The organism is Myxosarcina sp. GI1 (genome assembly GCF_000756305.1).
Taxonomy (GTDB): Bacteria; Cyanobacteriota; Cyanobacteriia; order Cyanobacteriales; family Xenococcaceae; genus Myxosarcina.
The window spans coordinates 262,583-284,905 of record NZ_JRFE01000026.1; the positions used below are offsets into that span (position 1 = coordinate 262,583).

Genomic DNA, 22,323 nt, shown 5'->3' on the forward strand with positions numbered 1-22,323 from the left:
TTGTTTTTTTCGACTTATTTGTTCTATTTTTCAATTTCTTACAAAATAAGCTCCATTAGATTAAAAAATTATAGTGCAGCATGAGCGATCGAATCTCAAATACATACCGCTATTAACGAAAACAACAATTTTACAAACTATACAAACGTTTCTTATTCATAATTAAAGATTGAAAACCATTGTGCTGAAAATACTCTCGCCATTCTTCAGCAACAGCTAATTCTAAATATTTTTCAGGATATAAATCGATCGCCCGTTCCAAATAAGTAATCGCCCAATTAGTTTTCTTTAACTCTCGATAACAACAAGCCAAACGATAACAAACCCGATCCGAATTAGAAGTAGTAGCCAAAGCACGATCGTAACAGGCGATCGCATCGAAAAAACGGTTTGATTGTTCTAGAATAGTTCCTTTGCGATACCAAGCCCAAAAATCATTAGGTCTAATAGTCAAAGCGCGGTCGTATTCATCCAAAGCCAAGACTAATTTACCCCACTGATGAAAAGCTTCAGCCTGACGATAGTAACTCCAGAAATCATCAGGACGTAACTCTAATGCTTGCTGATAATAAGCAATCGCTTTTTCATAATTAGCCTGTTCGCGCCAGGCTTCGCCCAAACGATAAATTGTCCAATAATCATTTGGATGAGTATTTAAAGCTTTTTCAAAACAGATAATTGCTTTTTCGCTAACACCTAATTCATGAAAATAAATACATCCCTGCTGATACCACGCCCAATAGTTATGAGGTTTGATAGTTGCTGCCCGATGATAATTGTCTACCGCTCCTTGATAATCACCCAACTTTTCTAAAACTACCCCTTTGCGATACCATGCCCAATAGTCATGAGGATGATATTCTAAAGCGCGATCGTAACTGACTAAAGCTTCTTGATAAAAACCTCGTTCGCGTAAAGTATTGCCTTGCTGATACCATCCTTGATAATTATCGGGTCTACACTCTAGAGGTTTAAACATTGTCTTAGCCATAGTTAGAGGTTTAAATATTCACGCTAATTTTAAAATTAAAAACTTCCCATGCTCAAAAGCGATTTATTAATTTATCGACATAGTGGAGATACTATAGTACCTAAAAAGTTAGCGATCGATAACTACACTATAGCTTTAGCTGAAGCTGCGATCGCCTGTTTTCAAAACTGTGTGGGTAAAACCCAGGGCGAATTAGATCGACAATTGCTCGAACTAGAAGGAGAAAGCCCCGATTATCGAGTTAAAAGAGGTCTAGCACATTTATTACGCAACAGCTTCTCTACTTTTGAAATTATAAGTCCTCTCGAACCACAAATTCTGAGGAAGCAAGTATTTTCCGAAGCAGCAAAGACAGCAACTCTGCCTCGTAATCGCAGTCAAACAATCGAAACTATCGCTCATACTCTAACTGGAGAACTAAAACGAATTGTATCGCGTCAGGAAATAGAAGCGGGTTTATATGCCGACCTACAAGAAAATCGAATTTTAACCCAATTCGAGCCTCCCGTTGCCGAAGCTTTATTGCATCGCTACAATCTCTCGCAAGTACAGGGAATCTTCTATCGTGCTAGCAACGTAGTTATCAATGCCTACCGCAACGATCCAGGAGAGTACAAACTACTATTTCGCTATTTAAAGTTATTTCAGTTGATGGCATACATTGAAGGCGATGCCGATACTGGCTTTACTTTAACTATCGACGGTCCAGCCAGCTTATTTAAAGCCAGCACTCGTTATGGTTTGGCACTAGCAAAAATGATTCCTGCTTTGCTACACGTTAGTAAATGGAGTCTGCAAGCCAAACTACAAAACCGCGACCCTTATTCAGGCAACGTTAAAACGGGTAAATTTTTTTTAGCAAGCGATCGCTGCGGTTTGGTAACGCACTATCCTCCCGGGAAACCCTACGATAGTATGCTAGAAGCCTCGTTTGCCAAAAGCTGGGCAAAAACTAATACCGAATGGCGACTAGAAAGAGAAGTAGATCTCATTCCCCTACCTGGTAGCGTCATGATTCCCGATTTTCGTTTGGTGCATCCCGACGGCAGAGATTTTTTATTAGAAATAGTTGGTTATTGGCGACCAGAATATTTAAGAAAAAAATTCTATCAGGTAAACAATGCCGATGCCGATAATATAATATTGGCTATTTCCGAACGACTCAATTTAGAAAAGGCAGGAGTTAAATTCACCAATCTACCCCATCAAGTCATTTGGTTTAAAAGCAAGCTACAAGCACAAGCAGTTTTAAAAGTTCTAGATTGAGAGCAGAAAAAAAAGTTTGTACCAACTTTTTCTGTTTTCCATTGAGTAAATAAAGTAACTTTCTACTCTCCTAAAGCCTTATTTTTACATACTCAACCAACCCGCCACAGTACCTGGTAAAGGAAGAATCGCAATAACAAAGAGAGCCAAAGCAAGTAAACCCAAGGCATCACGCCAATTATTAAGCTGAGTAACATCATTTAAAGCTGGCTGGTCGATTAAAGGAATGAACCATAAAACAATTGCCCAAATCCAAAAATAAGGATGAACTAAAGCAAATAAGAGCGCTAAAATACGGGTAATTTGTCCGATCGCAATTGCGGTTCTTTGTCCGAATACGGCATGAGCTATATGTCCCCCATCTAATTGTCCGATCGGCATTAAGTTAATCGTCGTAAATAGCAAACCAATACAGCCAGCGGCAGCTAAAGGATGAAGCTCGACTCCCATTCCTGCTTGCAGGGGATTGCCCAAACTAAATTTAGCCAGCAAACTCAATAACAGAGACATACGGGGATCGAAAGCCGCAAAACTAAATTCGGTTGAATCTTCAAGTGTTGTTACTGTAGATAGAGAAAGCCCCCAGATTAAAATTACTACAGTTAAAATAAAGCTGCAAATCGAGCCGAGAATGGCAACGTCAAATAGAGCTTGTCGATTGGGAATGGGCGATTTTTTTTGTGTAAATGCACCCAGAGTACCCAGACTAAAATTATCAAAAAAGAAAGAGGGAAAAGGAATAAAATAAGGCAATGACGTGCGAATTTGATAGTGATTAGCCGTAAAATAATTGCACAGTTCTCTAACTCCCAAAATCAGCATTAGTGGTAAACTGTATGCCAATCCAGGTACTAGTAAATTGAGATTATCGGAAATTTCTTCTGGAGATACCTCCCCAATGCTAGCTCCAGCTAATGTAGCAGTAGCCAAAGTAAGCAAAAACATACCAATGGCAAGGGCAAAATTGTTATCTTGCCGCAATTCTTTTTGAGCCTGGGGGTTTGGTACTAAGGCAAAAAATGGTTTGCCGCGAAAACTCTCTTGAAAAATCAGAAAAAAGCGATCGCCAAAAGCCTGCTCGATATTATTTTTTATTTCCGCGTAGGCTTTTTCTGGTATAGTTTTGAGTTTTCCCCGACAAAATATAGCTTGAGGTCGATTGTCGATGTTTTGCAGATAGTATATGTTCCAAGGAAAACAGTTGCGTAAAGTTGCTTCTTCCTGACGGTCGATCAAACGTGGAGGAGAAGGTTTTTGTACCGATTTAGCCATTGTAGTGTTAGGTTGTTCTTGAGTTGTGGTAGTTGTAGCTTTTGCTGGTTTTCCTCTCTGCACTAGCCAACCATACAAAATAGGACAAATAATCAGAGGAAATAAAAAGATTGCCAAAGGCAAAGGTTGCTCTGTTCCAAAAGCAAAAGTCCAGGCAGTCCAAATAAAAGCAGGAAGCATCAGAACCAACCAACACAGCCATATAGGTGTGTTAGTTACATCCTTCAGGCTTCGTCTAACCATAAAATAAGCTAGTAAGCTAAGTACAATTAAAATTAACCAAAGTTTCATAAAAAGCAATCTGAATTTTTAAAAATATTTCATTTTTGACACCAAGAAAATCTCGGTGAAATTGAATTTAATCTTAAATTTATGACTAAAAACTAAATATATTGAAAACAATTAGACAATTTAAATAACATCACAATTTAAGAATGCCCCAAAAGTCTACAGAAATTAATGCTAATAACAGTAATACCAAACTTCCCCGTCTTGTTTTGCCAGGAATATACGCCTTTGCTCCCAATCGAGATACATTAGGTGGAACTGCTTACTTTATTGTAGATAAAAGCGGTAATGTTCTTCTCGACTCTCCTGCCTGGAATGAGAATCATCAACATTTTTTAACAACACACGGCGGTGTTCGCTGGTGGATTTTTAGCCATAGAGGAGGCATAGGCAAAGGTGTTCGGCAAATACAAGAAACATTAAAGTGTGAAATTATATTACAAGAACAAGAAGCTTATCTGTTACCAGAAGTAAAAGTTAGTTCGTTTAATGAAGAGCTAGCTTTAAGTTCCGATGGTAACTTAATTTGGACTCCCGGGCATTCTCCTGGTAGTAGCTGTTTGTATCTAAATAAGCAAGACGGTGTTTTATTTTCTGGCAGACATCTATTGCCTGAATCGCCAGAAACAATCAAACCACTACTAACGGCTAAAACATTTCATTGGTGGCGACAGATAAAAAGCGTTGCTAAATTACGCGATCGCTTTTCTGCTGACACTTTACAATATATACTCCCTGGAGCAAACACGGGTTATTTGAGGGGTAAAGGCTATATCGATAATGCCTATGAAAAACTAGTAGCCTTAGATTTAGCGGCTTTAAAAACCTGCCAACAAACAAGTTGAAGCTATTGCTGAGTTAGATTGCGATTGATAAATTAACAATCGCTACGAAAACTACTCTCTACTTTCTCCTCGACTGTAACTGGCGATAGACATCGCGGATATCTACCTGATGGTAAGCTAAAGCAACTAAAACATGGTAGAACAAGTCGGCAACTTCTGAGGCGATCGCACCTTTTTCGTCATCTTTACAAGCCATTACTACTTCTGCGCTTTCTTCGCCAATTTTTTTGAGAATTTTGTTATCACCCCCCTCTAATAACTTACACGTATAAGACTCTGGCGAAGGATTAGCGGCGCGATCGCTAATAACGCGATAGATTTCTGACAGGGTGTCGGCTGGTGGTGCGGCTTTGGTGGGTCGAATTGGGGAGGACGCGAGTAAAGAGGTTTCCTCGTTACTTCTAGCCGTCCGTGATGCTCCATCTGCAATAGGAGACGCAGTGTTTTCACTGCTGTCTACCTGATGAAAACAGCTTCGTTCCCCCGTATGACAGGCAACATCGCCAATTTGTTCAACGGTAATTAGTAAAGTATCGCTATCGCAGTCGTAACGTAGCGACCGTACTTTTTGAATATGTCCCGAAGTCGCGCCTTTGTGCCACAATTCTTGTCGCGAGCGACTCCAGTACCAAGTTTCGCCAGTTTCTAAAGTTTTTTGCAGAGATTCACGGTTCATCCATGCCATCATCAATACCGTACCGTCTAAGTAATCTTGAGCGATCGCGGGAACTAAGCCTTTTTCGTTGTAGCGAATGCGATCTAGAGGAATGCTGGATTTGAAAGACATGATGTTAAACGGTAATTATCTCTATTTTTAAAGTTGTATTTTCTCATGTTAAGAATACCAAATCCGCTTTTTCAATCCGAGCAAAGGTATCTCAATGACTTATTATTAAAAAGTGTAAACCAGATTCAAAAAGGACATAAGACTTATGGCTTTAGAAGTTGGAACAACTGCGCCTGATTTTACTACTATCGATGATGAAGGAAACAGCGTTTCTTTAGCCGATTTTAAAGGCAAAACCGTAGTGCTTTACTTTTATCCTAAAGACGATACCCCAGGCTGTACCAAACAGGCTCAAAGCTTTCGCGATAATATCAGTCAGTACCAGGATAAAGACGTAGTAGTTTTAGGAGTAAGTGCCGATGATCGGGCATCTCACAAAAAGTTTAAGGAAAAATATGGTTTACCTTTTACCTTACTAGTAGATAGCGATAAAAAAATTATCCAAGCCTATGATGTCGATGGTGGCGGATATGCCAAGCGCGTTACCTATATTATCGACGGCGAAGGCAAGATCGCTCATGTGGACAGTAACGTTAACACTAGTACCCATGCTGGCGATATTTTGGCAAGCATGAGTTAGAGCTAACATTTTTGTTTAATTTACACTCAAAGTATAAGCATAGTATTTTTTACTATGCTTTTTTACTAAGAAGTTATCGAGATATAGATTTTGCTCTACATTGTTTATTTATCGATCGCGATCGTTTCGTTATAGACATGACCTTCATTAGAGATAATTGCTGCTTCAAACTCCGAACTACTTATCATGTTTTTAAATTTCTGGGTCGATCGCATTGCTTGTAGATCTGCTTCGCTTTCCCAATAGGCGATTGCTGTAACTCGCTTGCCATCGCTGCTTTTAAGTAAGTTAGCAGAAATAAAACCCGATCGAGAGCTTACTACTTCCTGATAAACTTGCTGAATATTTTGTAGAGCTTGAGTTTGATTTTGTGGCGAAACTGTAAAAACATTTACCAGAGTTATCATAATTCAAAATAATTAAGAGAACCAGAAAAATAAAATATAATCTCGTACATTGAAAAGTCTATCCTGAAGTTACGTCCAAGGTAGAGTAGTCTTTTACAGACTATGGCAGGAGCCTCGAACCCGTTTTGCAAACTCTTTGTAATTGGGGAGAAAAACATCTCGAACGAGAAGCATCACAGTAATTTTGTCCTAATGCCAAGATTATTTAATACCATCCATAAACACACCCGATCGCTTTATTCACTCGCAAAACTGTAAGATTTACTTAACACTTGCAGTTATTTACACGAGGCAACTAGATTTATGACCGTTGCAACTAACGTTCCCGCTTTTTGTCAGGGGATCCAACATTTTCAAGACACTTTACCTGGTTTTGATAAATATGGTAGAGAMCCAGCCATAAAAAAAGGAGATTTGGCGATCGCTTCACCCTCAGATAAAGCCGCCGTCTATCAAACCATGTTGGCAGCCGATGCCCTGCGCTATTTAACCCTACAAACTACCGCCAGCAAAGAGTCTGGGCATCCAGGGGGCTTTGCCAGTATTGCCGACACTATCGCCGCTCTGGTAATGTTGGGCTATAAAAATATTATGACCGAAGTAGGACATCACGCTCCTGGTTTCTATAGCAACGTCTTTTTAGATACTTCCTTAGAAGCGATGGGTATTAGTACCGTCCAGGATATGCGCGATCGCTTTCGGGAAATGCACGGGCTTTTGGGGCATTTATCGGGACAAATTCCAGGGTTACTCAGCCCCGCAGGACCTTTGGGACAGGGACAACATTTTGCGATGGCAGCGGCAAAACTCCATCCAGAAGTACTATTTCCCATTACTATTGGCGATGGCGGTATTGGCGAACCTTACGTAATGAGCAGCTTTGGTCATTTTAAAACTGCCTATCCCCAGGTAACTAACTTTTTACCCATCCTGGTGTGGAATGGTTATTCTCAAGAACACCACAGCATGGTTTCGACTCAAACCAATGATGAGATGATTGCTTACTGGACGGGTAACGGTTTTACCGAAGTTATTCTAGTCGATGCCAAAGAATACGACGACAGTAACCAAACCAGCGATTATGTTGATAGTACCCTGTTTTCCTTCGAGCAGAGATTGGCGTTTACCCAGGCAATACTAGAAGGTGTAGATAAAGCTGCTAAGTCGGCATTAGGTGGCAAACTAACCGTTTTAATCGTCAAGCAGCTAAAGGGAACTGGAGTACACAAACGTGGCGCACAGTCTCACAACCTGTACTCTGGTGACGACGTAGAAAAAGATTATATAGTTAATGCTTTAAAAGCCAGGGCTTTAACTCCTGCTGCCTGGGAACTAGTGAGAACTAACTATCTTCGTGCTGGTGGCGGTGCGGCAGTAGACACTGTAGTTACCGAAGAAGAGTATCCCTTACCAGATTTAGGAGACTTACCTTTAAAAGAATATGAGGTAGGAGGAGAAAAACAAGTCGCTACTACGGCAATGGGCGCGATCGCGGCTTATGTAGGACAACAAGACCCAGACTTTATCGTTGCCAACGCCGATGGTAATGCGGCATCGGGGATAAATAACATTAATGTCGCCTTAAAAATACTCCATCCCACTACCGATGAAACTTACTTCCAACAGCCCAAAGGTCAAGTTTACGAACCCCTTAGTGAAGATGCCTGTTCTGGTTTGGCTGCGGCACAAGCTTTGATGGGGGCGCGAAGTCTCTGGTGTTCTTACGAATCTTTTGCTGTCAACGGTTTACCTATTTGGCAAACGGTTACACAGGCAATGGCAGAATTACGCCATCCGACTCCTTCTACCGTTACCTTATTTACCGCAGGGGCATTAGAACAGGGGCGTAACGGTTGGACTCATCAACGTCCCGAAATTGAAAACTATTTTGCTGCCATGATGCGTAATGGCAATATCTTTCCTCTATTTCCCTGCGATGTCAACAGTATTCAGGCTTGTTACGAGTGGGCTTTGGCAACTAAAAATAAGGGTGTTACCATTACTGCCAGTAAATCTCCTTTACCCGTTCGCACCACTTTCGAGCAAACTAGAGAAGCTTTAGCTAAAGGCGCAGTTGTCTTACAAGAAACCTCTGGAGATAAAAAAGTTGTCTTTGCCGTCATTGGTGATATGACTTTGCTTCCCGTTTTTGAAGCGGCAGCGCAGTTAGAGTCACAGGGTATTGGTTCTAAAATCGTTTCGGTAATTAGTCCTCGTCGCCTCTATCGTCCCACTGATGTCGCCTGGCAGGAAGCTAGTGAGTCTGAAGGTAACTTCCTCAGCGATGCTGATTTTGAATCTCTCTTTGCTGGCGACGCTTTAATTGGCGTTACAGGCGGCTCTAGTGCCATGCTAGAACCCGTAATGCTGCGTAGCACTAGCAAGCGCGATCTCTTTGCCTGGAAACGAGGCGAAACCGCCAGTAGTGCGGGGCAAGTTATGGACTTCAACGGTATCACTGCCGAAAACTTTGTCAAGCGATCGCAAGAATTGCTCGGTTAAGCTAGAAATAAAAAAAAAGGCAAGAAAGTGGTGTTATCTTGCCTTTTTTTATGTCCTCTTTTTGTCTTATTGCTTTTTAGAGTAATTCGATAAATTCTTTTTTGGCGACTGTCATAAAAGTAAGTAGTTGTCAAAATAATTAGTATTATAACTGTCGTTTACACATATCGAGGCGATGGCATCAAATTGATTAGTGCGCGTCAGGCAACTAAATATGAACGAAACCTCCTCCTACAGGATATATTACTTAGCGGTAAACCATATCATCGTTCTTTTAGTAAATATAGAGCAAGTTGATGTGGCAAATTTATTACTTTAACTCCCGATCTGTTAACATTTTTATGCTTGAGGTAAAGTAACTGTAAAAGTCGTACCTTTAGCGATCGCGCTTTCGACTTTAATTTGTCCTCGATGATTTTCGACAATAGCGCAGGCAATTGCCAGTCCCAACCCCGCACCTGTTGATGTGGCAATGTTGCGCTGATTGCTGCGAGATGAATCGACACGATAAAAGCGATCGAAAATATGGGGTATAGCTGCTTCGGGAATACCGCTTCCCGTGTCTTTTATTTTTACCTGTAAATAATTTTGATTTTTGGTTTCTCTAACTCGAATCGTTTTAGAACCTTTTTTAATTAAACTTAATTCTATTTCTACCGCTCCTGTCTGATTTTTCTTAGAAGGATCGGTTTCGCTTTCTGTATGAGTGTTAGATGAATCAGAAGCAGTGTGTTCGATCGCATTGGCAATCAAGTTGGTAAATAGTCTCGATAGTTGATTCCAATCTCCTTTAACTGTAAACATCTCTTCATCGACAAGGTTGTTGTCGCTTTCTGGTTCGACAATATGCAAACCTAAAAACAAATGTTTCTGTTCGGCAGCAATTCTCTGTTCTTCGATGACTTCGATTAGCAGAGCATCTAATGGTACTGTCTGCCACTCTAGCTCGACCATACCGCTATCAGAACGAGCTAGAAATAACAGATCGTTAACCAAACTACCTAACTTTTGCGTCAGACGTTCGATTATCTTTAGCTGCCTTTGCTGTAGTTGGGGTTCTGCCTCTGGATAAGCCAGTGCCATTTGGACATTGGTTTGAATTGTGGCAATGGGATTGCGTAATTCGTGTGAAGCATCGGCAGTAAATTGCTTGAGACTAGAATAAGAGTTAATAATTGGCTCGATCGCGATTCCCGATAACCACCAGCCAATTCCTGCTGTCGATAACACCATCAAACAAATTCCCACTATCAAATCCTGGGTTAACTGACGGATCGGTTTGGTAACTTCAAACCAGGGATGACTTACTCGTAGATATCCTAGTACTCGATGTTCTAGCTCGACTTGCTGGACGATTTGGCGTAAACTGCGATCGCCAGATAAATAAACTGTTTCTCCTTTACGATTGGGATGGAGAGGAAAATCAATCGGTTCTTCAAAGGTAGTCCACAGCAATTGTTTTTGAGGATCGAACCATTCTAACTCGATGCGATCGTCCTCAACACCGTTGACATTGCGACTAAAGCTGGCATCGACATTAACGCCATAGCTGCCTCTTGTAGCAGCAAGAGGTTGAATTACTAAAGAACGATCTACTACTTCGACAACATGATTGAGAGTGTCATCGATGCGATCGATTAAAGTATTGCGGACGTAAAAATATACACCAGTAGCAAACAGCAAAAGTAAAACGGCTGTTACCGCTGCATACCACAAAGCCAAACGAATCCGAGTCGAGCGAAATAATACATTCATTAAATAGCGATCCTACTTTATCTATGAATCAATTATTCGATTGCTATACAAGATATTTATTATCTTATTTATTAACATCTGAAGCTCTGCAGCTAATCTGACTGTCTAATAAAAGTTTGAGATATATTGATGGGGAAAAGTAGATCTAAATGAGAAGTAAATTTTGAACGACATTCAACCCGAATTAGCAAACATCCTCGATCTAGCTCGCTCGGTAGCCTGGGGAGCGGCAGATATTTTAAGCTCTTACTACCACGACGACACGGAAGGAGACTTAGAAATTAAAGACAAAAAAGACGGTCCCGTTACCAAAGCCGATTTAGCAGCAAATCACTATATTTTAGAGCGGTTGCAAACCGAACTGGGCAAAGAAAAATTTGGCTATCTCTCGGAAGAAACTTTTGATGTTAAAAAAGCTGAACCTATAGCTAAATCTTGGGTCTGGATTATCGATCCTCTAGATGGAACGCGAGATTTTATCGATAAAACTGGCGAATATGGAATGCACCTGGCTCTAGCTTATGAAGGTCGTCCTGTAATTGGAATTGTGGCTATTCCCGAAGCAGGTAAAATTTATTTTGCTTCCAAGGACAACGGTACTTTTGTAGAAACCAAAGCTGGAGAAGTCAAGCCGATAACCGTTAGCGATCGCGCCAAGATTAAAGAACTGTATCTAATTGTCAGTCGTACCCATCGCGACGAACGTTTTCAAAAGTTAATCGATCGCCTTCCTTTTAAAGGTACCAAACATATGGGCGGCGTTGGGGGCAAAATTTCTACTCTTCTAGAACGCGAGTCTGACGTTTACATCTCTCTATCGGGTAAATCTGCTGCTAAAGATTGGGACTTTGCCGCACCAGAAATAATTCTTACCGAAGCTGGTGGTGAATTTTCTTATGCCGATGGCAACCCCGTTTATTACAATCAAGGTGATGTCAAAAAATGGGGCTGTATTGTCGCTACTAATGGACAGTGTCATCAGGCTTTATGCGAAAAAATTACTGCAACTATTGCCGATATAGATCGACAATAATCGATTGGAAAAAGAGAGAAAAGTTAATCCCAATTTAGCTGCACTCTCTTTTTGTTTACTCCTATTTACCAAATTGCCAGCCAAACGATTATGCTCCTTGTTCGATGTATTCTATTACTTGTAAGTAGGCAGGTGCGTCTGGGTGAATTTCTCTTGTTTCGATTTCAGTATCGGCATTTAAAGCTTTTTTAGCATTTTCAGCGATAACTACATTAGAAATTAATTCCAAAGCGTCTAAGGTGTCGATATTATTTAGAGCATCAGCATACTTTCTTCCCTGGGTCGGTCTGACCGATTCGCGACAGTAGTTAGTTAGTTCGCGACTTTCAGTCATTACTTCATAGGCAAAATCTTTTTCGATGTCATTGCCGTATAATCCCTTATAGAGAAGGTTGACCATTGAAGCATCATGTCCTGGGATACCATACTTCTCTTCAATTTGAGGCCAATATTTCAAAGCTTTTAAACCTTCTAAAGAACCAGTATTCAAGCCAGCTTCACTACACCAATGTTCGAGTTCTTCGATATTCGTCGGACAGCGACCGTTTTGGCGCATCCCTCTAGCCAGTGCTTGACCTGCCTGAAAGTTTCTAGTTGGCTTTCCTGTAACGGGAAGCATCATACTACCGCGAACATCGGCTACTATAGCGGTTAGCTGCGAAAAAGTATGGTCGCGTACTTTTTCCATATAGCTACCTTTGTTGAGAGTTGCCTCAATTCTCGGTACTGCATAGCCTAATTCTGTCAAAGCAATAGTTTGCTCATTATACAGTTTCTCGCGATCGGGACGCATTATTGAAACCGTAGCTGCCTGATCTAGACACTGATTTAGCAATAAGGTCAGCAAAGTAGGCAAAACTCCTGGATTGTGTTCGTGCTGTTCGTAGCCAAATCCTGCAAAGATTGAAGCCATGTTTTTAGCAGCTTTGAGATATTGTGCTTCGATATTATGAATACCAGGAGAAACTTGAAGATTGGGAGAGAGCTTGTCGAGCAAATACGCTCCTATTAACGCCGTTAAAGCATTGGGATGGCAAAAATTAGCAGTAAAGCTGTCAACTGGATGACGTAAAGCACCATGTCGGTGAAAACCAGAGAAAAAAGCTAAATTGGGATTTTTTTCACAGAGAACATAAGAATTATTATCGATCTCATCGTGGTTGAAAGACCCTGCCAAACAACCAAGCACTACATTTTTCCGCTTGAGTTTTTCTCTAATAGCGCAGGCTTCGGTTAAGTCTTGTTCGACGTATTTACTGTTCGCGCTCAATATTACCAAGTCGCAGTTGGCAATGAGATGTTCCAAAGTATTGGGTACCGATTTGTCTCCCTCTTTGTGACTAGACATACGATGTAGTTTGCTCACATGTCTGGGATCCATGCCTTTGAGTTCCTCTTCGGAAAAAGCTCCCAATAGTTCTCTGCCAGGACGAGGGGCTAGCAACAAAGATTTTGCGCTTTTCTGCATTGCTGAATTGTATGCTAAAGAAGCTGGATATAAACCAATACTATAAAATCCAATCTTGCCCTGACATAATTTACGTAAACGTTGTTTGAGACTCTTTTTATCTAAGGAATTATCAAAAAAGCTATTGTACATTATTTCGTCACTTCTTATAGAGCTTGACTATAGTAGTTTATCAAGATTAGTTACAAGGACAAAAATTGTATTAGAAATAACTGCAATTTTTGCCCCGGTAATCTCTGTATTTTGCTACCATTAAGCCTTTAATCTCTGTTTAATATAAGACAAATTTATAATTTATTTTTAAATAGTCAAAAATTGCAATTGAAAAAAATTACCCCGTATCGCTATGAAGTTTTAGCTATCTTTAATAGACTGGCATTATAGGCAACAGCAAAAACTAACAGGAAATAAACAATTGTTGCTCGGTTTAATTCTATAAAAGTAAAAGTATGGTTTTCTTTTTGCGAAAGCGTGCTTTACGCCTGGCGTATTTGGCTTGGTTCGATTGTTAATTGTAGTGTATATATACGCGACTGAGAAAAAGCATTTTGCTTTAAGGTTTCGACTTCGCTCAACGTTAGCCCCGAGCGGAGCCGAAGGGCTAAAAATAAAGGATGTTCTCTCGAACATCCTTACGAATAAAATTAAAATGCCTGTTCTACTTCGGCTATTTCAGGAATTTTTTCTCTTAAACGACGTTCGATTCCCATTTTCAGGGTCATAGTCGAACTCGGACACGAACCGCAAGCACCCTGTAATCTTAACTTGACGATTGGTCCTTCAATTTCGACTAACTCAACGTTGCCGCCGTCAGCTACTAGGTAAGGACGCAATTCGTCTAACACGTTTTCTACGTTATCTGTGGTTAATGCTAATGACATAGTCGATCTGTTTGAGTTGTTTGTTATTTCTAGGTTTAAATCGATCCTAGCGCGATTGGCAAAGCGATCGCTTTAGTAAAAAGAATTACATTCATAAATCTATTTTACGCAACTGCGGCAGGTTCTAATAATTTAGTTTCGCTAAAAATAAATTCAGTAGTAATAGTGTTATTGTCTTTGTCGATCGCCTCAATTTTTTGACGGTCTGGAAGATAATAGTTACCAAACTTTTCGTAGCTTTCTTCAAATTCGCGCTTGCCTTTTAATTCGTTGGTTTTAGAATCGCGAAAGATAGCGTTATAGCCTGTAGAAATATAGCCTTCGCCAGTATCCAAACTTTCATTGGTATTAATGACAAACGCCATTGGTCCCATAACGCGGCTTACTTGAGTAATTTCTTTACCGCGTATTTTGTAGTTAGATCCCATAGCGTCGCCTTTGACTAAAATTTCTACGGCACCTGTAGAATCTTCTTCTCCATAGCTGAAGCTGCTTTTACCATGTGCGTTTTCAAAGCTATTGCGCTTGCGATGCGTGATTACGTCGCGCATGTGATTGTAAACGCTTTCGGCTACCTGTTCGTCTTCAATACCCGTAACTTCTACAGATAAATCGGAATTAACTTTAATATTGGCAGTATATATTTCGTCTCCCTGTCTGAGTTCTAGTTTGGTAGTGTAGCCAGGAAAATTATCGTCCCAGGTATAGCGGTTTTCGTAAGCAGTACGAAAGCGATCGCGTGCAGTATCTGTCATAAAAATAAATTACACTTTTAACTAAATTCTTTTATCTAGTGTAGAAAGATTTGACTGCAAACAGTAGAGACGGTAATCCCTACATCTTTTTATAAGTAGCAAGTAGCAAGTAAAACTGTAAAGCGTAATTTTGATAACTGGCAAGAATTGGCTTTGGCAAAAAAATAAGGAGTTGCCTAACCAGTAGTGTTTTAACAATTAGTTCGAGTCAAAATGACTCTATTCTAGAAGGTTAAATCTTTTGACTTTGTTTAATTTGCGGTCGAAAGTGACAGTATACTGGCAATTGTTTTTATTATCGATCGCACCGATAAGATAGTCGGCAAAATCTGCATTTCCTTGTTTGGTATCGGAAATTGCTTGGTACACCAGAGATTTATCTTCAAAATCAAATTTAGGACTTTGTAACATTAGTTCGATGGTTTTCACGATCTCTAATTGGGAATAATTGTATGGCTTACCTTTCAAGACCCAGACTACTTCGCACAAAACAATATTGCAGATAAAACAAGATTCGGCTAGCTCGATTACCTCTGTTGCTTTTTGCCACTGAGCTACATCGTCTTTTGTTAAATAGCGCACCACTACGTTAGTGTCGAGTCCAATCACTAGCAGCCTCGGCGATCGATTGTTCCATTTGGGGCAAAGAAGCCGACTCCATTCCTTCTCGATGTAAGATTCCCGATAGCGTTTCTGCCGTAACGTTTAGCGGAATAACTCTAACATCTCCATTGCTGTCAATCACAAAATCTATTTTACTCCCAGCATTTAGATGTAGATATTCTCTAATTTGTTTGGGAATTGTCACCTGTCCTTTTTGAGTTACACGAGCCTGAACCATTAATATTAATTCCTTACTATAATTTCTTACATCTGCTCCTTACTAATACAATAATATAAATCTAGGTCAATACAGGTTCGATGAACCCGAAAACTAGAAAATATTTTGAGCTATGAAGGTTAAACATCTTCTAGGTTTCTAGACTGGCGATCGCGCAATCTAAAATTTTATAACCATGTTCCAGACTTTCAACGCGAGATAGCTTATCTCTTAGTTCTGCTGCGCCTGTAAACCCTTTACAGTACCAAGCCAGGTGTTTGCGAGACTGATAGATACCCCGCATTCCTTTATATTCCCACAAACCTAATAGATGTTCTTTGGCACACTGCAATCTTTCCATCGTTGTCGGTGTGGCTGAGATTTGCCCCGTTTTTAAAAAGCGATCGATTTCTCCCACTAAAAAGGGATAACCGAGAGTACCTCGCGAACACATTACCCCATCGGCATTGGTTATCTGCAAACATTTGACTGCGGCTTCTACAGAAAATATATCGCCGTTGGCAATGACGGGAATTGACAACACCTGCTTTACTTTACCAATCCATTCCCACTGTGCCGTTCCATTGTATCCTTGAGCGCGGGTACGGGCGTGGAGAGTCAGCATTTGCGCACCTGCATCCTGCATTCTATGGGCAAAGTCAATAATATTTATTTCTCTCTCGTCCCAACCGAGGCGCGTTTTTACCGTTACGGGAATATCTACTGCTGCTGCTACAGTTTTAACAATAGCTTCGGCTACTTCTGGTTGACGCAGTAAAGACGAACCCCCACCTTTTTTGGTAATTTTGTTAACGGGACACCCCATATTAATATCAATGGTGTTTGCTCCCTGGACTACAGCTTTTTGCGCTGCCTCTGCCATAAAATCGGGGCGACAATCAAATAGTTGAATACTTATCGGAGATTCATCGCGATCGATCTCCATAACGGTTGGCAGGGTTTTTAGATGATGTATTTCTTTGGCATTTACCATTTCGGTATACATCATTGATTTAGGAGCGTATCTTCTTACCAACCGCCGAAATACTAAATCGGTTACACCAGAAAGTGGTGATTGTAAAACGCGACTTTCAACTGTAACCGAGCCAATTTTTAACGGTGTTGAAAGTTTAGCTGGTAATGATGGAGATAGAGTAGGCATATTGAAAAAGTTGATGTCTAGTAGATTGGGTGTTAAGTAGTCAGGTGAAATTAAATGTAAAACAAAGAATTCCTCTGTCTCCCCTGCTTGCCTCCATCTTTAACTTAGTTATGCCTACCTATTTAATAGTTGGGGCTTAACTCTGGCAATCCACTATTACTCGCTAACAAGTAGCATTAACAGTAACTCAAATATTTCTATCTTGCTTAATTATTACCCGCCACCGATCGCCAGATACCGACTAACAATCCCTGCACCTCTACCGCCTCGGCTTCAACCTGAATCGGCTGATATTTAGCATTGGATGGTTTGAGGGTAACACGATCGCGCTCCTGGTAGAATCTTTTTAGAGTCGTACCATGTCCTGGAACTCTGGCGGCAACAATATCGCCATTTTTAACATCTTGTTGGGAAGATAGCGATCGCATGATGGCATAATCTCCTTCGCTAATCGAATCTTCAATCATGCTATCCCCTACTACTCTTAATACATAGCAGTCCGAACGGGTAAACAAATCGGATAAATCTAGTTTGGCTTTTTCATCGGCAAACGGTTCTACCAAACCCCCTGCGGCGATCGCGCCTTCAATTGACAATCCTTTGTCTGGCTGATGTAAAATTCTAATAGTTCGAGCTTTACCGTCGATCCAATCGATATACCCTTTGTTACGCAATCTTTCCAAACGGCTTTGCACTGGGGCAGGCGACCGCAAGTTCATTGCTTTCATCATCTGTCTGATTGAAGGCGCGTGCTGAGTAGAGCGGATGTATTCGACCAGCCAATCGTATAGCTCTTTTTGGACTGGAGTTAAATTTTCCATGACTTTATTATCCAGAAATATGTTTTCTCAGAACATAGGTACTAACTATTAGATGCTATTTTTGCCCAGAAAGTCAACTTTTTTGAGAAATAATTTTTAATCTGCACTTAGGTTTGGGTATATTTAATAGCTTTTTTTCTTATTGCTAAATTTCCCAAACTGGCTCTGGTAAACCATAAATCAATAGTAGAGTTATCCTTACCAATTGAAACTGTAGAGTCTCGTTAAAATATTATTAACAATTAATTAATAATAATAAACCAAGACAGTTTTCTCTAGACAGACAAGCACGGTCGTACACGAATATGTTAAACCCTGGCTGGAGGTACGCTCGACAAGCGGCACGAGTAAACGGCGCAGCATTAGAGCGATTGTATCATATAGTACAGATTGCGAAGCGGCATTTTCATATCGAATCAAACTATGAATTGTTTTAAATCTAACTATTAGCGAAGATTCACAAGGGTTTAAACACACAATCTATTTTCTAATTTTACGAGCATTTTTTTCTACGGGGAGATAATAATATATGCAACCAACAAATCCACAACAATTTACGGAAAAAGCCTGGGCTGCGATCGTTCGTACGCCCGATATCGCCAAGCGTAACAGTCACCAACAAATCGAAAGCGAACACTTGTTAAAGTCTTTAACCGAAGAAGAAGGCTTGGCAACCAGTATTTTAAATAAAGCCGACATCAGCGTTCAACGGCTACGGGATAAAACCGATGAATTTATCAACCGTCAGCCTAAGGTAAATAATCCAGGGGAATCAATTTATTTAGGACGCAGTTTAGATACTTTACTCGATCGCGCCGACAAATTTCGCGAAGACTTTGGCGATGAGTATATCTCGATCGAACATTTGCTGCTGGCTTATGCCAAAGATGACCGCTTCGGCAAACAGCTATTTAAAGAATTCAATCTAACCGAAAACAAACTCAAAGAGATAATCAAACAAGTGAGAGGGAATCAAAAAGTAACCGACCAAAATCCAGAAGGAAAATATCAATCATTAGAAAAATACGGCAGAGAATTAACCAAACTTGCCAGAGAAGGCAAACTCGATCCCGTAATCGGACGAGATGAAGAAATTCGCCGTACCATTCAGATTTTATCGCGCCGTACCAAAAACAATCCCGTCCTGATTGGGGAACCAGGAGTAGGTAAAACTGCCATCGTCGAAGGTTTGGCACAGCGGATCGTCAACCGCGACGTACCCGAATCCTTGCGCGATCGCAAATTGGTCGCTTTAGATATGGGCGCGTTAATTGCAGGTGCTAAATATCGCGGTGAGTTTGAAGAAAGACTCAAAGCGGTATTAAAAGAAGTTACCGAATCTGAAGGTAACATCATCATGTTTATCGATGAGATTCATACCGTAGTTGGCGCGGGTGCAACTCAAGGGGCAATGGATGCGGGTAACTTACTCAAACCCATGTTAGCCAGAGGCGAACTGCGCTGTATTGGTGCTACTACCCTCGATGAATACCGCAAATACATCGAAAAAGATGCGGCATTAGAACGGCGTTTTCAGTCGGTTCTAGTAGACGAACCCAACGTTATCGATACGATTTCGATTTTACGGGGACTCAAAGAACGTTACGAAGTCCATCACGGGGTTAAAATTTCCGATACTGCTTTAGTTGCGGCAGCAACTTTGTCTAATCGCTATATCAGCGATCGCTTTTTACCCGATAAAGCGATCGACCTCGTAGACGAGTCGGCTGCCAAACTAAAGATGGAGATAACCTCCAAGCCAGAAGAACTAGACGAAATCGATCGCAAAATCTTGCAGTTAGAGATGGAAAAATTATCTCTACAGAAAGAAGATAATCCCATTTCCCAGGAAAGATTGGGCAGGTTAGAAAAAGAACTGGCAAATCTCAAAGAAGAACAGTCCGAACTCAATGCTCAGTGGCAAGCAGAAAAAGAGATTATCGACCAGATACGCCATCTCAAAGAAGAGATCGATCGCGTCAATCTCGAAATTCAGCAAGCAGAACGAGATTACGATCTCAACCGCGCTGCCGAGTTACGTTATGGCAAATTAACCGATTTACAGCGTCAGGTTAAAGAAATCGAAACCAAATTAGCCGAAAAACAAACTACAGGCAAATCTCTATTAAGAGAAGAAGTCTTAGAAGCCGATATTGCCGAGATTATTTCTAAATGGACGGGAATACCTTTGAACAAACTCGTCGAATCGGAAAAAGCCAAACTGCTGCATTTAGAAGAGGAACTACATCAGCGAGTAATCGGACAAGAAGAAGCCGTAACTGCCGTAGCCGATTCGATCCAGCGAGCTCGTGCGGGACTGGCAGATCCTTTGCGTCCGACAGCTAGCTTTATTTTTCTCGGTCCCACTGGTGTTGGTAAAACGGAACTTGCTAAAGCTCTGGCGCAAAGCTTATTCGATACCGAAGATGCCCTGGTACGGATCGATATGTCGGAATATATGGAAAAACACAGCGTATCCCGTTTGGTAGGTGCGCCTCCAGGATATGTCGGCTATGAAGAAGGAGGACAGCTTACCGAAGCAATTCGCCGCCGTCCTTATTCGGTAATTTTGTTTGACGAGATTGAAAAAGCTCATGCTGATGTATTTAACATCATGCTGCAAATTCTCGATGACGGACGCTTGACCGATTCTCAGGGTCGTACGGTGGACTTCAAAAACACCATCATTATTATGACCAGTAATATCGGTTCGCAGTACATTCTCGATCTCGCTGGCGACGACACTCGTTATGAAGAAATGCGATCGCGCGTGATGGATGCCATGCGTAACAGCTTCCGTCCCGAATTTCTCAACCGTATCGACGAAATTATTATCTTCCACGGCTTGACCAAGGCGCAATTACAGCCAATCGTGCAGTTACAGGTACAAGGCTTAGAACAACGCCTTGCCGATCAAAAACTAGCTTTGAAACTATCCGATGCGGCAATCGATTATTTAGCCGAACTGGGTTACGATCCCGTATACGGTGCTAGACCGTTAAAACGGGCAATTCAAAGATACTTAGAAACTGCGATCGCCAAGAAAATTTTACGCGGTGAATTTCAAGGCGGCGATACGATTTTTGTCGATGTCGAAGACGAACGTTTGACTCTTAAGCGTTTGGCTGTAGAAATGCTGGCACAGTAACAACAAGTTGTAAGTTCAATTAATTATTAGGGTGCGACGCGATTGGCAAAGCCACTTCCCTTTGGGCAATCGCATCCTTTTTTTATTTCTTATTAACTTTTTTAAGCGGATTGGCAAACCCATCACCCTTGAAGAAGTTGCACTTGTTTTTATTTTCGATATTTAAACACGCTTACCTTGAAGTGCTATAGTCAAATCTTCAATCATTCCCAAGCCATATCTTTTTAGCCACCCTTTCATTGCTAAATAGCATTTGATTTGCTCTTGCCATGTCAGAGGAGCTTGTAAAACAGAAGTTATCAGATTCCAGAATAATTGCCAGCGGGGAAAAATTAATTTTCCTTTTGTCGCCGTATCAAACCAATAAGTATATCTATGAGCGGAAGAATGCGATTTTAAACCTTGTATTGACTGGTGCAAGTGTCTTCTTTGATAGAGAAATTGTTCTGGAAATTCATAAAATCTACCTTGAAGTGCTAATTGGGCTAGTAAAATTCGATCTGCTCCTGCATAACTACCGAGAAGTGAAGTATTTTTTAAACTGCTGGAACGAATTAAGCCAAAAACTGGAAAACACGCGTGGGGTCTTATTATGTCGCGGAATCTTACATGAGGTGTTGAAGAAAAAAGATTCAGGTTCGCGGTCAAAGAACTCACATAGCCATATAGATCGTCTGTTTTATCCATTGTTTGACCGCAAGCATCAATAATTTTGACTCTAGAATTACAAAGAACAATAGAATCATCCTTCTCAAATAGATGAACGCATCTTTCTATAAATTCTGGTTCGCAAAGATCGTCATGTGCCAACCATTTAAAGTAAGTTCCTGTTGACAATTCATAAACGCGATTGAAGTTAGGTGCAGCACCAAGATTTTGAGAGTTTCGATAGTAACGTATGCGTTTATCTTTAGTAACGTATTTGCGACAAATTGCTTCGGTTTTATCGTTTGAAGCATTGTCGGAAATAATTAGCTCGAAATCTTTAAAGGTTTGAGCCAAAATTGAATCTATAGCCTGTTCGATAAAGTTTTCGCCGTTGTATACTGGCAATCCAATACTAACTAAGGGGTGTTTTTCGCTCATAGTAGATTGTTAATATATCTTTTTTAACTTTCGCAATAAGCCAAATATAAAAAGATAAATACCGCTATTTTTGTCTTAACACAACTAGAATTATATATATAACATCTAAAAAGTTTAAAAATAGATAATTTTAAAAGAGGCGGTTTATTTAAAATGAAAATGACGTAAAAATAAAAATACTTTTGTTCGATCTAAAATTACTAGTTTAGTATTTTAAAATACCAAACAACATCGATAAAAACGAGAAAAGATATTAGGCTGTATATGCACAAATACTTTATTTAACTACATCTTTATGTTCAAAAAAGCCAACAAAATAAACGTTAATGAGAAGTTTAAATTGCAAACGATTCTTTCTAATTACTTTTTTGAATTTATTATTTAGTAGTATGCGATCTAACAAAAATGTATAGTATTTTGTTGCAATTATAGTACAGACTATGTCTGAAGCAGTAT

Annotated in this window: 19 protein-coding genes and 1 pseudogene; 7 read left to right on the forward strand and 13 right to left on the reverse strand. The window is 40.4% G+C overall.

Annotation, left to right across the window (positions count from 1 at the left end; all coding sequences use genetic code 11):
* Nucleotides 1-130: 130 nt before the first annotated feature.
* On the reverse strand, nucleotides 131-979 hold the full coding sequence (locus KV40_RS21470) for a lipopolysaccharide assembly protein LapB (RefSeq protein WP_052055814.1): 849 nt from the start codon (nucleotides 977-979) through the stop codon (nucleotides 131-133).
* 60 nt (nucleotides 980-1,039) lie between these two features.
* On the opposite strand from KV40_RS21470, the gene KV40_RS21475 reads away from it, so the two are divergent.
* Nucleotides 1,040-2,257 (forward strand): DUF790 family protein, encoded by a 1,218-nt coding sequence (locus tag KV40_RS21475; protein WP_036485841.1) that lies wholly within the window; start codon nucleotides 1,040-1,042, stop codon nucleotides 2,255-2,257.
* 84 nt (nucleotides 2,258-2,341) lie between these two features.
* Here KV40_RS21475 and KV40_RS21480 read toward each other — a convergent pair whose 3' ends face one another.
* Nucleotides 2,342-3,820, reverse strand: coding sequence for a site-2 protease family protein (locus tag KV40_RS21480; protein ID WP_036485842.1), 1,479 nt, complete (start codon nucleotides 3,818-3,820; stop codon nucleotides 2,342-2,344).
* A gap of 143 nt (nucleotides 3,821-3,963) precedes the next feature.
* On the opposite strand from KV40_RS21480, the gene KV40_RS21485 reads away from it, so the two are divergent.
* Complete coding sequence (locus KV40_RS21485) at nucleotides 3,964-4,662, forward strand: hypothetical protein (RefSeq protein WP_036485843.1); 699 nt, start codon at nucleotides 3,964-3,966, stop codon at nucleotides 4,660-4,662.
* A gap of 58 nt (nucleotides 4,663-4,720) precedes the next feature.
* Here KV40_RS21485 and hisIE read toward each other — a convergent pair whose 3' ends face one another.
* Nucleotides 4,721-5,449, reverse strand: coding sequence for a bifunctional phosphoribosyl-AMP cyclohydrolase/phosphoribosyl-ATP diphosphatase HisIE (gene hisIE / locus KV40_RS21490; RefSeq protein WP_036485844.1), 729 nt, complete (start codon nucleotides 5,447-5,449; stop codon nucleotides 4,721-4,723).
* Between the two features lie 145 nt (nucleotides 5,450-5,594).
* Between hisIE and KV40_RS21495 the strand changes: the two genes are divergently transcribed.
* The gene (locus KV40_RS21495) at nucleotides 5,595-6,029 is read left to right on the forward strand and encodes a peroxiredoxin (protein WP_036485845.1); all 435 of its coding nucleotides are present in this window, start codon (nucleotides 5,595-5,597) and stop codon (nucleotides 6,027-6,029) included.
* 104 nt (nucleotides 6,030-6,133) lie between these two features.
* On the opposite strand, the gene KV40_RS21500 is transcribed toward KV40_RS21495, so the two are convergent.
* Nucleotides 6,134-6,436 (reverse strand): antibiotic biosynthesis monooxygenase, encoded by a 303-nt coding sequence (locus KV40_RS21500; protein ID WP_036485846.1) that lies wholly within the window; start codon nucleotides 6,434-6,436, stop codon nucleotides 6,134-6,136.
* A gap of 101 nt (nucleotides 6,437-6,537) precedes the next feature.
* On the opposite strand from KV40_RS21500, the pseudogene KV40_RS37375 reads away from it, so the two are divergent.
* Both KV40_RS37375 and KV40_RS21505 read left to right on the forward strand, forming a co-directional pair.
* Nucleotides 6,538-6,618 (forward strand): annotated as a pseudogene (locus KV40_RS37375) (winged helix-turn-helix transcriptional regulator); the annotation flags it as partial.
* Nucleotides 6,619-6,739: 121 nt separating this feature from the next.
* Nucleotides 6,740-8,938 (forward strand): transketolase, encoded by a 2,199-nt coding sequence (locus KV40_RS21505; protein ID WP_036485847.1) that lies wholly within the window; start codon nucleotides 6,740-6,742, stop codon nucleotides 8,936-8,938.
* A gap of 339 nt (nucleotides 8,939-9,277) precedes the next feature.
* Here KV40_RS21505 and KV40_RS21510 read toward each other — a convergent pair whose 3' ends face one another.
* Entirely contained in the window at nucleotides 9,278-10,693 is a 1,416-nt protein-coding gene (locus tag KV40_RS21510; protein WP_036485848.1) for a cell wall metabolism sensor histidine kinase WalK, read from the reverse strand.
* 163 nt (nucleotides 10,694-10,856) lie between these two features.
* Between KV40_RS21510 and KV40_RS21515 the strand changes: the two genes are divergently transcribed.
* Nucleotides 10,857-11,726, forward strand: a complete 870-nt coding sequence (locus KV40_RS21515; protein WP_036485850.1) for a 3'(2'),5'-bisphosphate nucleotidase CysQ — start codon at nucleotides 10,857-10,859, stop codon at nucleotides 11,724-11,726.
* Nucleotides 11,727-11,814: 88 nt separating this feature from the next.
* On the opposite strand, the gene KV40_RS21520 is transcribed toward KV40_RS21515, so the two are convergent.
* The 7 genes from KV40_RS21520 to lexA form a co-directional block, all read right to left on the reverse strand.
* Nucleotides 11,815-13,326 (reverse strand): hypothetical protein, encoded by a 1,512-nt coding sequence (locus tag KV40_RS21520; RefSeq protein WP_036485852.1) that lies wholly within the window; start codon nucleotides 13,324-13,326, stop codon nucleotides 11,815-11,817.
* A gap of 512 nt (nucleotides 13,327-13,838) precedes the next feature.
* Nucleotides 13,839-14,075: a NifU family protein gene (locus KV40_RS21525; RefSeq protein WP_036485854.1), complete on the reverse strand. Its 237-nt coding sequence runs from the start codon at nucleotides 14,073-14,075 to the stop codon at nucleotides 13,839-13,841.
* Nucleotides 14,076-14,179: 104 nt separating this feature from the next.
* Nucleotides 14,180-14,830, reverse strand: coding sequence for a DUF3386 domain-containing protein (locus KV40_RS21530; RefSeq protein WP_036485856.1), 651 nt, complete (start codon nucleotides 14,828-14,830; stop codon nucleotides 14,180-14,182).
* 219 nt (nucleotides 14,831-15,049) lie between these two features.
* The gene (locus KV40_RS21535) at nucleotides 15,050-15,439 is read right to left on the reverse strand and encodes a PIN domain-containing protein (RefSeq protein WP_172657318.1); all 390 of its coding nucleotides are present in this window, start codon (nucleotides 15,437-15,439) and stop codon (nucleotides 15,050-15,052) included.
* Nucleotides 15,420-15,671 carry an AbrB/MazE/SpoVT family DNA-binding domain-containing protein gene (locus KV40_RS21540; RefSeq protein ID WP_036485860.1) on the reverse strand — a complete coding sequence of 84 codons (252 nt, stop codon included), beginning with the start codon at nucleotides 15,669-15,671 and terminating at the stop codon, nucleotides 15,420-15,422. The genes KV40_RS21535 and KV40_RS21540 overlap by 20 nt, the downstream gene beginning before the upstream one ends.
* Nucleotides 15,672-15,801: 130 nt before the next feature.
* Nucleotides 15,802-16,812 (reverse strand): tRNA dihydrouridine synthase DusB, encoded by a 1,011-nt coding sequence (gene dusB / locus KV40_RS21545; protein WP_036485862.1) that lies wholly within the window; start codon nucleotides 16,810-16,812, stop codon nucleotides 15,802-15,804.
* Nucleotides 16,813-17,018: 206 nt separating this feature from the next.
* Entirely contained in the window at nucleotides 17,019-17,633 is a 615-nt protein-coding gene (gene lexA, locus KV40_RS21550; RefSeq protein WP_036485864.1) for a transcriptional repressor LexA, read from the reverse strand.
* A gap of 529 nt (nucleotides 17,634-18,162) precedes the next feature.
* Between lexA and clpB the strand changes: the two genes are divergently transcribed.
* Nucleotides 18,163-20,781 (forward strand): ATP-dependent chaperone ClpB, encoded by a 2,619-nt coding sequence (clpB, locus tag KV40_RS21555; RefSeq protein ID WP_036485866.1) that lies wholly within the window; start codon nucleotides 18,163-18,165, stop codon nucleotides 20,779-20,781.
* Nucleotides 20,782-20,943: 162 nt separating this feature from the next.
* Here the strand turns inward: clpB and KV40_RS21560 are convergent, their stop codons facing one another.
* Nucleotides 20,944-21,867: a glycosyltransferase family 2 protein gene (locus KV40_RS21560; protein ID WP_052055815.1), complete on the reverse strand. Its 924-nt coding sequence runs from the start codon at nucleotides 21,865-21,867 to the stop codon at nucleotides 20,944-20,946.
* Nucleotides 21,868-22,323: the final 456 nt, after the last annotated feature.